The organism is Kineococcus deserti (assembly GCF_050871945.1).
Classification (GTDB): domain Bacteria; phylum Actinomycetota; class Actinomycetes; order Actinomycetales; family Kineococcaceae; genus Kineococcus.
Window position 1 is genome coordinate 19,868 of sequence record NZ_JBJLSI010000047.1, and the last position, 11,721, is coordinate 31,588.

Annotated in this window: 7 protein-coding genes and 1 rRNA gene; 6 read left to right on the plus strand and 2 right to left on the minus strand. The window is 71.6% G+C overall.

The genetic code is table 11. The annotated features are described in order from the left end of the window. Positions 1-27 precede the first annotated feature (27 nt). The 5 genes from ACRYR2_RS23240 (at position 28) to ACRYR2_RS23260 (ending at position 6,663) form a co-directional block, all read left to right on the plus strand. Entirely contained in the window at positions 28-1,287 is a 1,260-nt protein-coding gene (locus ACRYR2_RS23240) for an MFS transporter (RefSeq protein WP_432565271.1), read from the plus strand. 37 nt (positions 1,288-1,324) lie between these two features. Further along, positions 1,325-1,570: a BRCT domain-containing protein gene (locus ACRYR2_RS23245; protein WP_432565272.1), complete on the plus strand. Its 246-nt coding sequence runs from the start codon at positions 1,325-1,327 to the stop codon at positions 1,568-1,570. An 85-nt stretch (positions 1,571-1,655) separates the two neighbouring features. Then, positions 1,656-3,131, plus strand: a complete 1,476-nt coding sequence (locus ACRYR2_RS23250) for an amino acid permease (protein ID WP_432565273.1) — start codon at positions 1,656-1,658, stop codon at positions 3,129-3,131. A 239-nt stretch (positions 3,132-3,370) separates the two neighbouring features. Next, a complete protein-coding gene (locus tag ACRYR2_RS23255; RefSeq protein WP_432565274.1) occupies positions 3,371-4,687 on the plus strand; it encodes a multidrug effflux MFS transporter in 1,317 nt (438 codons plus the stop codon). Next, on the plus strand, positions 4,684-6,663 hold the full coding sequence (locus ACRYR2_RS23260) for a M13 family metallopeptidase (RefSeq protein ID WP_432565275.1): 1,980 nt from the start codon (positions 4,684-4,686) through the stop codon (positions 6,661-6,663). The genes ACRYR2_RS23255 and ACRYR2_RS23260 overlap by 4 nt, the downstream gene beginning before the upstream one ends. Before the next feature lies 1 nt (position 6,664). On the opposite strand, the gene ACRYR2_RS23265 is transcribed toward ACRYR2_RS23260, so the two are convergent. Next, the gene (locus tag ACRYR2_RS23265; RefSeq protein ID WP_432565276.1) at positions 6,665-8,248 is read right to left on the minus strand and encodes a diguanylate cyclase; all 1,584 of its coding nucleotides are present in this window, start codon (positions 8,246-8,248) and stop codon (positions 6,665-6,667) included. 101 nt (positions 8,249-8,349) lie between these two features. Further along, positions 8,350-10,992, minus strand: coding sequence for an MGH1-like glycoside hydrolase domain-containing protein (locus ACRYR2_RS23270; protein ID WP_432565277.1), 2,643 nt, complete (start codon positions 10,990-10,992; stop codon positions 8,350-8,352). Between the two features lie 605 nt (positions 10,993-11,597). Between ACRYR2_RS23270 and ACRYR2_RS23275 the strand changes: the two genes are divergently transcribed. Next, positions 11,598-11,721: ribosomal RNA gene (locus tag ACRYR2_RS23275) — 16S ribosomal RNA — on the plus strand; the annotation flags it as partial.

Here is an 11,721-nt window from a genome sequence, read left to right on the forward strand (position 1 = left end):
CCACCTCCCCGAGTTCCAGGAGCGCCGTTGTCCCCCCGCAGAGCCGGCCACCGCACGGGTTTCACCCTCGTCACCCTGACTCTGGGACTCCTCGTCGCCGCCAGCGCCGCCCCGTCCCCGATCTTCCCCGTCTACCAGGAGCTGTGGGGCATCGGGCCGGCGGCCGTGACGGTCGTCTTCGCCGTCTACGCCGCGGTCCTGCTCGTCGCGCTGCTGACGGTGGGTTCGCTGTCGGACCACCTCGGCCGGCGCCGCGTCGTCCTGGTCGCCGTCGCCGGCGTCGCGGCCTCGATGGTGCTGTTCAGCCAGGCCGACACCGTCACCGCCCTCGTCGTGGGCCGTGCGCTGCAGGGCTTCTCGACGGGTACCGCGATCGGCGCGCTCGGCGCGTGGCTGCTCGACCTCGCCGGCCCGACGCGCGGGCCGCTGGCGCAGCTGGTCAACGGGGCGGCACCCCCGGTCGGGCTGATGGCCGGTGGGCTCGGGTCCGGGCTGCTCGTCCAGTTCGCCCCGGCGCCCACCGAACTGCCCTACCTCGTGCTGGCCGTGCTCATGGCGGCCGCCTTCGTCGCCGTCCTGGTCACGCCCGACCCCGCCGACCGGGTGCCCGGTGCGCTCGCCTCGCTCAAACCCGTCGTGCACCTGCCCGCGGCCTCCCGCACCGCCTTCACGACCTACCTGCCGGGATTCCTCGGCAGCTGGGGGCTGGGCGGGCTGTGCCTGGGGCTCGGGCCCTCGGTGGTCGCCGGGGTGCTGGGGCTGCCGAACCACGTCGTCGGCGGCCTCGTCGTGGCGGCCGTCGCCGGGGTGGGCGCCGTGACCGGCGTCCTGACGCGCCGTCAGGCCCCCGGCCGCGTCATCGCCCTCGGCATGGCGGCCCTGGTCGCCGGCCCGCTGGTCCTGGTGCTGGGTCTGGCGCTGACCTCCACCGCGGTCTTCTTCGGCGGTGCCCTCGTCTCCGGCGTCGGCTTCGGCGCCGGGTTCCAGGGCGCGCTGCGCGGGGTGCTGGTCACCGCCCCCGCCCACGAACGCGCCGGCGTGCTGTCCGCGGTCTACGTCGTCAGCTACCTCGCCTTCGGCGTGCCGGCCGTCGTCGCCGGTTTCCTCGCCCCGCACGTCGGGCTGCGGGAGGTGGTCGACGGGTACGCGGCCCTGGTCGTGCTGGCCGGGATCGCCGGGCTGGTGCTCGTCGCGCGGGCCCGCCGGACGGCGCCCGCACCCGTCCCGCCCCAGCGCTGCCCCGTCGTCCCCGTCGTCCCGGCGGTCCCGGTCGAGGACAACGCCTGAGGTCAAGGCGCGGACCCCTCGTGCCGATCACCACGGCGTGACCTTCCGCACCGGTCAGCACATCGCCTTCAGCGGCCACTTCCTGTCCCCGCGATCGGAACTGGCCGCCCGCGCCCAGCGGGCCGGACTGCACGTCGAGTCCGCCGTCACCGACCGCACCGACGTGCTGGTCGCCAACGACGCGGGGTCCGGTTCGCCCAGCGTCCGGGCCGCGATCGCCCGCGGGATCCCGCTGGTCGACGAGTACTCCTTCGAGGCCTCCCTCGGCCTGACGACCGTCTGACCCGGTGCCCCGGGCAGACGTCCGGGACCCGGAAGTGGTTCCCTTCCCCGAGCAGCCCGCACGGGCGCCAGGGAGAGGAAGTTGCATGTCGGTCGACGAACCAGGGACCTCGGGGCGGGACTTCTCGCACGAGGACGGTGGCCTGCACAAGGGCCTGAAGAACCGCCAGCTGCAGATGATCGCCATCGGTGGCGCCATCGGCACCGGCTTGTTCCTGGGCGCCGGGGGACGGCTGGCCACCGCCGGGCCGGGGCTGTTCATCGTCTACGCCGTCTGCGGCTTCTTCGTCTTCCTCATGCTCCGCGCGCTCGGCGAGCTCGTCCTGCACCGGCCCTCCTCCGGCTCCTTCGTCTCCTACGCCCGTGAGTTCTACGGCGAGAAGGCCGCCTTCGTCGCGGGCTGGATGTACTGGTTCAACTGGGCGATGACGGCGATCGTCGACATCACCGCCATCGCCCTCTACCTGCACTACTGGGACGCCTTCAGCGCCGCCCCGCAGTGGCTGCTGGCGCTGCTCGCGCTCGTCGTCGTCCTCGGGCTGAACCTCGTCTCGGTGAAGATCTTCGGCGAGATGGAGTTCTGGTTCGCCCTCATCAAGGTGATCGCCCTGACGGCGTTCCTCGTCATCGGCGTCGTCTTCCTGGCCGGCCGCTTCCCCGTCGACGGTCAGACCACGGGCCTGAGCGTCGTCAGCGACAACGGCGGCTGGTTCCCCGTCGGCGCCGTCCCGCTCGTCGTGGTGATCTCCGGCGTGGTCTTCGCCTACGCGGCCGTCGAGCTCGTCGGAACGGCGGCGGGGGAGACCGAGAACCCCGAGAAGATCATGCCGCGGGCCATCAACACCGTGATCGTCCGCATCGTCGTCTTCTACTGCGGCTCCCTCGTCCTGCTCGCGCTGCTGCTGCCGTTCACGGCCTACTCGGCCGACGAGAGCCCCTTCGTCACCTTCTTCAGCGCCCTGGGGGTCCCCGGCGCCGGCGACGTCATGAACTTCGTCGTCCTCACCTCGGCGCTGTCCAGCCTCAACGCAGGCCTGTACTCCACCGGCCGCATCGTCCGCTCCATGGCCCTCAACGGGTCGGCCCCGCAGTTCGCGGCCAAGCTCAACTCCGGCGGCGTCCCCTTCGGCGGCATCGCCATCACCGGCGTCGTGGCCGTCCTCGGCGTCGTCCTGAACTACCTCGCGCCCGGCCGGGCCTTCGAGATCGTCCTCAACGCCTCCGCGCTGGGCATCATCGCCAGCTGGGGCACCATCGTGCTGTGCCAGCTGCGGCTGCACGCCTGGGCGAAGAAGGGGATCGTCCAGCGCCCCGCCTACCGGTTGTTCGGTGCGCCGTACACGGGCTACCTGGTGCTCGCGTTCCTCGTGGCCGTCCTGGCGATCATGGCCTACGACGAGTCCAGCCGGCCCACCGTCCTGGCCCTCGGCGTCATCGTCCCGCTGCTGGTCCTCGGCTGGTTCACCGTCCGTGGACGCGTCATGGCGGCCGCCGAGGAGCGCAACGGCTACACGGGCGAGTTCCCGGTCAAGGCCAACCGCCCCGTCGACGGGCAGGACTGAGCCGGCGCGCGGTGACCTCACGCCCGGTGATCGCGCGCGATGTCACCGCGTGGTCCGCCGCGAATGCGCGCGATGTCACCCCGCACCCGGTGATCGCGCGCGAGGTCACCGCGCGCCGGGCAGCCCCCGCACAGCGCGCCCACCGCCGGGGCCCAGCACCGGGCAGGACGCTGCTGCCGCTCGAGCCCTAGGGTGGGAGGGACGTCGGCGTCCTGCCGCGTCCTGCCCCGCCCGGCGTTGTGCGGTGCACCGCAACGACGCACCCCGGGGACCAGCTGCGCATGTCCGCGCTCCGCACCGAAACGCCCACCACCACCCGATCGACGTTCGGCCTCGTCGTCCTGCTCGGCGCCATGGCCGCTCTCGGCGCCGTGACCATCGACCTCTACCTGCCCTCGCTGCCCGAGGTCGCCGAGGACCTCGGCACCACCCACGCGCGCACCCAGCTGACCATCACCGGCGTCCTGGTGGGTTCGGCGATCGGCCAGCTCGTCGTCGGGCCCCTGTCGGACGCCTTCGGTCGCCGCAAACCCGCCGCGGTCGGCTTCGTCGTCTACGTCGTCGCCTGCCTGCTGTGCACCATCGCCCCGAACCTGCCCACCCTCGTCGCGTTCCGCGTCCTGTCCGGGGTGGGCGCCTCGGCCGGTGCCGTCATCGGCATGGCCGTCATCCGCGACCTGTTCACCGGCCCCGCCGCCGCCCGGCTGCAGTCCCGGCTCGTCCTGGTCATCGGCGTCGCGCCGCTGTTCGCCCCCACCGTCGGCGGCGCCATCGCGGAGCACACCGGCTGGCGGCCCGTCCTCGGGCTGCTCGTCCTGGCCGGCCTCGGCGTGCTCGTCGCCGTCTGGCGGTCCCTGCCGGAGACCCGCAGGGAGCTGTGCGACAGCGCCGCCCAGGCCCGCGCCGAGACGCGAGCGGCGCCCGTCGTGCCCGAGCGCCGCCGCCGCGTCCTGCGCACCTTCGCCGGCTACGGCCAGCTCGTGCGGGACGGACGCTTCCTGGCGCTCGCGGCCATGCCGGGGCTCGCGCTGGCGACGATCATGTCCTACGTCTCGACGTCGGTCTTCGTGCTGCAGGACGGCTTCGGCCTGACCGGTACGGGTTTCGCGGTGTTCTTCGCCCTCAACGGCACCGCCCTGATCGGCGGGACCCAGCTCAACGCCGCCCTCGTCGAGCGCTTCGGGTCGGCCCGCCTGCTGCGCGTCGGGGTGCTCACCGCCGTGGTGTTCGGGGTCGTGCTCGCCGTGGTGCTGATGTCGGGTACCGACCAGCTGGTGCTGTTCGCCGTTCCGCTGTACCTGCTGCTGCTCAGCCTGGGCCTGATCATGCCCAACGCCGTGACGCTGGCCCTGGAGCCCTACGGCGACAGCGCCGGCGCCGCGGCGGCCCTGGTCACGGCCCTGCAGTCCGGGGTGGGTGGCCTGGTCGGTGTCCTGGTCGGTGTCCTGGGCGGCGACGCGCACGCCATGGGCTACGTCGTCCTGGGCGCCGTCCTGATCAACGTGGTGCTCCTGCTCTCGGTCTGGCGCACGATCCGCCCTAGGGTGCATGCATGAGCTCGATCACGGACGCCCAGCCCGCGGGCAGCGACATCGATCCCTCGGTGCGCCCCCAGGACGACCTCTTCCGGCACGTGAACGGCCGGTGGCTCGCGACCACCGAGATCCCCGCCGACCGCGCCGTCGACGGTGCGTTCATCCGGCTGCGGGACCAGTCCGAGGCCGAGTGCCACACCATCGTGGAGGCGGCGGCCGCCGCGGCCGCGAGCGGTGAAGCACCGGCGGGCAGCGTCCGGCAGAAGATCGGCGACCTGTACGCCAGCTTCATGGACACCGACCGCATCGAGGCGCTCGGCGCGACGCCGCTGGACCCCGAGCTCGCGGCCGTCGACGCCATCACCGACCACGCCGGCCTGGTCCGCCAGCTCGGCGCCTTCGAGCGTTCCGGGGTCGGCGGCCCGTTCGCCTACTGGGTGGACACGGACAACGCCAAGTCCGACGAGTACGTCGTCTACCTCACGCAGTCGGGCCTCGGCCTGCCCGACGAGTCCTACTACCGCGAGGAGCAGTACGCGCCGATCCGTGAGGCCTACCGGGCCCACGTCGAGCGCATCCTCACCCTCGGCCACCGTCCCGACCCGGCCGGTGCCGCGCAGCGCATCGTCGAGCTCGAGACGGCGATCGCGGCCCACCACTGGGACCGGGTGAAGAACCGCGACGCCAACGCGACCTACAACAAGGTCGACCGCGCCGGCTTGGACGCCCTGCTGCCGGGCATCGACCTGGGCAGCTGGATCGCGGCGGCCGAGCTGCCCGAGAGCGCCTTCGCGCAGGTCGTGGTCCGCCAGCCCAGCTACCTGCAGGGGCTGGCCGAGGTCCTGCTCGGCACACCCGTCGAGATCTGGCGCGAGTGGCTCGGCTGGCGCGTCCTGCACCAGGGCGCGGCGTTCCTGTCCGCCGACTTCGTCGACGAGAACTTCGCCTTCTACGGTACGACGCTGACCGGCGCCCCGCAGCTGCGCGAGCGCTGGAAGCGCGGGGTGGGGCTCGTGGAGGGCAGCCTCGGCGAGGCCCTCGGCGAGCTCTACGTCGCCGAGCACTTCCCGCCCGCCGCCAAGGCGCGGATGGAGGAGCTGGTCGCCAACCTCGTCGAGGCCTACCGCCAGGACATCGAGGCCCTGGACTGGATGACGCGCGAGACCAAGGACCGCGCGCTGGAGAAGCTGTCGCAGTTCACGCCCAAGATCGGCCATCCCGACCAGTGGCGTGACTACTCGAAGCTGACGATCGAGCGCGACGACCTGCTCGGCAACGTCCGGCGCGCCTTCGCCTTCGAGGTCGAGCGCGAGCTGGCCAAGCTGGGCGGCCCCGTGGACCGCAGCGAGTGGTTCATGACCCCGCAGACGGTCAACGCCTACTACAACCCGGGCATGAACGAGATCGTCTTCCCCGCGGCGATCCTGCGCCCGCCGTTCTTCTCCCTGGAGGCCGACGACGCCGAGAACTACGGCGGCATCGGCGCGGTCATCGGCCACGAGATCGGCCACGGCTTCGACGACCAGGGCTCGAAGTACGACGGCCTGGGCAACCTCAACGACTGGTGGACCGACGCCGACCGCGCCGAGTTCGGCAAGCGCACCCAGGCGCTCATCGACCAGTACGACGCCCTGGAGCCGCCGGAGACCCCGGGCAAGAAGGTCAACGGCTCGCTCACGGTGGGCGAGAACATCGGCGACCTCGGCGGGCTGACCATCGCGCACAAGGCCTATGAGATCGCCCTCGACGGAGCCGAGGCGCCCGTCGTGGACGGGCTGACCGGCAGCCAGCGGTTGTTCTTCGGGTGGGCGAAGGTGTGGTGCGGCAAGGTCCGCCCGGCCGAGGTCGAGCGCCGGCTGGCCATCGACCCGCACTCCCCGCCGGAGTTCCGCTGCAACGCGGTGGTGCGCAACCTCGTCGAGTTCCACGACGCCTTCGGCACCCGGCCCGGTGACGGCCTGTGGCTCGACCCGGCCGAGCGCGTGCGCATCTGGTAGCTCACTCCGCGAGCGCCACGCGGTCGCGCCCGCCCCCCTTGGCCTCGTAGAGGGCGCGGTCGGCCGCGAGCAGGAGCTCGTCGGGGCTCGTGCCGTGGTCCGGGCTCGTCGCGACGCCGGCGCTGATGGTGATGCGCAGGTCCGCGGCGGCGACCCGGACGTGGGCGCACGCGGCTCTCAGGTCCTCGGCGCGGACGCGGGCGGCCGCCGCGTCGAGGTGCGGCAGCAGGACGACGAACTCCTCGCCGCCGTACCGGACGAGGTCCTCCGGCCGGGCGTGCTGGCCCAGCGCCCGCGCGACCGCGACGAGGACGTCGTCCCCGACGGCGTGGCCGTAGGTGTCGTTGATGACCTTGAAGTGGTCGACGTCGAGCAGCACCAGCGACAGGGGCCGCCCGGCCGCGGCCGACTCGGCCAGGCGCGCGGTGAGGTCGTCGACGAAGCGGCGGCGGTTGCGCAGGCCCGTCAGCGGGTCGCGCACCGCTTCCTCGGCGAGGTCGGCGCGCAGCTTCTCGATGGTCTGCACGTGGGACCGGAGCTGCTCGTTGGCCTGCTCCAGAGCCCGCTGCTGGTCCAGGACGGCGGTGACGTCGCGGACCACGACGACGCGCCCCAGCACCTGGCCGCGGTGGTCGCGGATCCAGCGGCTGCGGACGTCGAAGCTGCGGCCGTCGCCCAGGCACAGGACGGTGGTCACCTCCCCGGCACCCATGGCCTGCGCCACGGTCGGCAGGAGCTGCTCCACCGGACGGCCGACGGCTTCCCGGACCGGTTCCCCGCCGGGCGTGCCGAGCTCGCCGAGCAGGTTCCGGCCGGCGGCGTTCAGGTCGACCACCCGGCCGGTCGCATCGACGACGAACAGGCAGTCGGACATGGTGTCGACCACGAGGCTGCGCGCGACGGGCACCAGCCGCAGCAGGTCCTGCGCCAGGACCGCGTAGGCGAAGACGATGCCGCTGACGACGAAGGCGGGTGGCGTGATGTCCACCGGCAGCACGCTGGCCGGGGAGGTGATGCTCACCGCGTTGGCGAGCACGGGGATCCCCACCCCGACGAGCATGGTCGTGGCCTGCCGGCGGACGATGCCGCTGGAGACGGACCGCAGCCGCAGCACGTCGCGGAAGCTGCTGGCGATGACGACGTAGCTGTAGAGGGAGTGCAGCCAGAACATGGGCCCGTGCGTGCTGTCCCGCATCGGCGGATCACCGACGTAGACCACCGTCTGGTGGAACCAGTGCATCCAGGGGTCGGCGGCGATGACGGCCAGCAGCAGCACCGGCTCCACGAGCAGCAGCGCCGTCCGGGTGCGCCGCGAGGGACGGCCCGTCGCGGCGTCGAAGAACAGCCGGAAGCAGGCGACCGTCGTCCCGACCCCGGCGAACTCGACGAAGACCATCGCGTCCTGGACGGCGGGCGGGGCGCCCGCCCCCATGACGGCCACCGCGCCGGCCCACAGGCCCGACCCGAACAGCCCGACCGCGAGCGGGACGGCCGCGGGGGTCTGCGCCCGCGAGCGCCAGGCCAGCACGGCGACGGCGACGGCGAGCAGCGCGGAGACGGCCGCGACCACTGCCAGCGTCGACACCCTGCCCAGTCCTCCTTCACCCGCTCCTGTGGAAGCTTGTCAGAGTGATCGGCAGCCGGCCCCCCGCGGCGGAGGGGCCGAGCGGGTGGTGGTGCCGGAACTCAGCGGCCCGGTGGGTTCAGCGGAAGGCGCGGGTGCAGCAGGTGCGCGACCAGTGCCGTCCAGCCCGTCTGGTGGGTGGCGCCGAGCCCTTCGCCGGTGTCTCCGTCGAAGTACTCGTTGAAGGTGATGTGCTCTCGCCACAGCGGGTCGTCCGTCGCCTCGATGCGCTCCCCGTCGGCGGGCCGGCGGCCCTGCACGGGGCGGAACAGCGAGACCAGGCTCTCGTCGATGAGGTCGGCGCCCTGCACGAGGTTGATCCGCTTGCCCGACCCCCTCGGCACCTCGATCGTCAGGTCGTCACCGAAGAACCGGCCCAGTGTGCGCAGCTTGTCCGCCAGCAGGACGTTGACGGGGAACCAGATCGGCCCGCGCCAGTTCGAGTTCCCGCCGAACAGGGCGGTGCGGGACTCCCCGGGTTCGTAGACGACGGACGAGCTCTGGCCTTCCACGGAGGTCCAGATCTCCTCCTTGACCGCGGCCGACAACGACCGGATGCCGTACGCGGAGAGGAACTGCTCGGAGTCGAACATCCGCTCCAGCAGCCGCACGAGCCGCGGCTTGTCGACCAGCGACAGCAGCATCTGCCGGCCCTCGGGCGTCGAGCGGGTCAGCAGCGGCAGCGTGAGGTCGGGCCGCCGCTTCTGCAGCCACCGCAGCCGCGCGGTCAGGTCGGGGGTCTCCTCGGCGATCCACGCCGGCACGTCCGTGGCGCCCAGGATCGGCAGCAGCCCCACCATCGACGGCACCCGCATCGGCTCGGCCGTGCCGTCGGGGTGCAGCAGGACGTCGTAGAAGAAACCGTCCTCCTCGTCCCACAGCGACACGTCGTGCGAGCCGAAGGAGGTCATGGCCTGGGCGATGGACAGGAAGTGCTCCAGGAACTTCGTCGCGGCGTCCTCCCAGGCCGGGTCGTGCCGCGACAGCTCCAGGGCGATCTTGAACATCTGCTGGCAGTAGAAGGCCATCCAGCTGGTGGCGTCGGACTGCTCCAGCCGGTACCCGGGGGGGAGTTCGGCGCTGCGGTCGAACAGTCCGATGTTGTCCATCCCGAGGAAGCCGCCCTCGAAGAGGTTGGATCCGCTGGAGTCCTTGCGGTTGACCCACCAGGAGAAGTTCAGCAGCAGCTTGGTGAAGACGCGGACCAGGAAGCTCTGGTCCCGGTAGCCGTCCAGCCGGTAGACGTGCCAGGCCGCCCAGGCGTGCACGGGCGGGTTGACGTCGCCGAAGGCCCACTCGTAGGCGGGCAGCTGCCCGTTGGGGTGCATGGACCACTCGCGGCACATGAGGACGAGTTGCTCCTTGGCGAACTCCGGGTCCACGTGCGCCAGCGGGATGGCGTGGAAGGCCAGGTCCCAGGCGGCGAACCAGGGGTACTCCCACTCGTCGGGCATCGAGATGACGTCGGCCAGCGACAGGTGCGACCAGCTGGTGTTGCGCGCGCCGCGCCGTTGGCGTGACTCCGGTGCCGGCTCGGTCTCGGGGTCGCCGGACAGCCACTGCCGCACGTCGTAGCGGTAGAGCTGCTTGGTCCACAGCAACCCGGCGTAGGCGCGGCGGGCGATGTGCCGGTCGGACTCGCTCAGGCCCTCGTGGATGACGGAGTCGTAGAACTCGTCGGCCTCGGCCTCGCGGTCGGCCAGGACCGCGTCGAACCCGCTGCCGAAGGTGTCCCGGCCCGGGGCGCGCGGGGACAGCCGCAGCCGGACCTCGACGGTCTCGCCGGGACCGACGCTGTCGAAGCTGTACCAGAACGCCGCCTTGGTGCCCTGGTGCCGCGGGTTCACCGCGTCCGTCTCACCGCGGACGATGCGCCGGTCGATGCCGTCCTTGGTGTACCGGGTCGGGTTGTGGTCCGCGCCGAACAGCTCGACGAGGTTGGTCTCGTTGTCGCAGAACAGCACCTCGGGACTGCCTTCGGCCGAGACGTGGTAGCGGCCGAGGTGACCGTGCTCGCACTCCACGTCCTCGAGCCCGCCGACGGCCAGCGTCGGGGGCAGCACCTGCGTCATCGTGCCGCGCCGGCGGTCCCACCCCCACGCCCAGGTGTTGCGGAACCAGACCTGGGGGACGAGGTCCAGCGGTGCGGGGTCGGGGCCGTGGTTGGTCGCCGAGACGACCATGCACAGGTCGTCGGGGCCGGCCTTGGCGTAGGTGACGGTGACGTCGAAGAAGCGGTTGCCGTCCAGGACACCGGTGTCCCCGAGCTCGTACTCGCGTTCGCCGCGGCCCCGGCGGGCGTTCTCCTCACGCAGCTGCGCGTAGGGGAACTCCGCCTGCGGGTAGCGGTAGAGCCACTTCATCCACGAGTGCGAGGGAGTGCCGTCCAGGGCCCACCAGTACTCCTTGGCGTCCTCGCCGTGGTTGCCCTCGCCGTTGGTCAGCCCGAACAGCCGCTCCTTGAGGAACGGGTCCTTGCGGTTCCACAGGGCCACGCCGAGGTTGAGGAAGCCGAAGCGGTCGCACACCGCGCCCAGGCCGTCCTCACCCCAGCGGTAGGCGCGGGCGCGGGCGTGGTCGAAGGGGAAGGCGGACCAGGCGTCCCCGTCGGCGGAGTAGTCCTCGCGCACCGTGCCCCACTGCCGGCCGGACACGTACGGGCCCCACAGGCGCCAGGGACCGTCGGCACCGGGTGACTCCGCCATCCGTGCGTGCTCTGCACTGCGGTGCTCCGGTGCCGGTGCGGGGGACTCAGTGGCCTCGGTCACCTCACCAGTCTCCCAAGAGATCACCGACGAGCGAGCGGTGGCGGGTTGAGCAGCTGGAACCGTTGCAGCACAACGGTTTCCCGTCGGGGGGAAGAGGCGATTTGCCTCCTCGACGCCTGGCCGTCTAATGTTCTTCATGTCGCCGCGAGCAACGGGGCGGACGCCGAGGGTCACAAGCCCGAAGCTCCGAAGCGTAGCTCGCAACGACACCGGAAGCCTCCCAGAGGTCAGGTTGAAGTTCGGCCTGGTGTCTGGTTAAGGTGGGGAAGTTGCCCCTTTTCCTCCGGCCCTGGTACGGGGGTCGGGTGGGGTGGGTGCGTCCGGTTCTTGAGAACTCAACAGTGTGCCAAAAATGTTGATGCCATATGTATCAACCCCCGATGGCTCGCCGGCCTGTGTGCTGGTGGGTTGGGGATTCCTTTGGGATTGACCCCCGCTTCGAGCTTGCCAGCGCGAGGTGGGGTTTCGAGTCCAAGGGTCAACTATGCAAGTCAAATGATCTACGTGTCCTGGTTGCTTCGGTGGCCGGGTGCGGAAGGTTTTCGACGGAGAGTTTGATCCTGGCTCAGGACGAACGCTGGCGGCGTGCTTAACACATGCAAGTCGAACGGTGAACCCTCTTCGGAGGGGGATCAGTGGCGAACGGGTGAGTAACACGTGAGCAAC

What these genes read in the sequence shown, in the direction of transcription:
- ACRYR2_RS23250 (WP_432565273.1), top strand. Translation starts at nt 1,656, where the DNA reads ATGTCGGTCGACGAACCAGGGACCTCGGGGCGGGACTTCTCGCACGAG.
- ACRYR2_RS23260 (WP_432565275.1), top strand. Translation starts at nt 4,684, where the DNA reads ATGAGCTCGATCACGGACGCCCAGCCCGCGGGCAGCGACATCGATCCC.
- ACRYR2_RS23270 (WP_432565277.1), bottom strand. Translation starts at nt 10,992, where the DNA reads ATGGCGGAGTCACCCGGTGCCGACGGTCCCTGGCGCCTGTGGGGCCCG.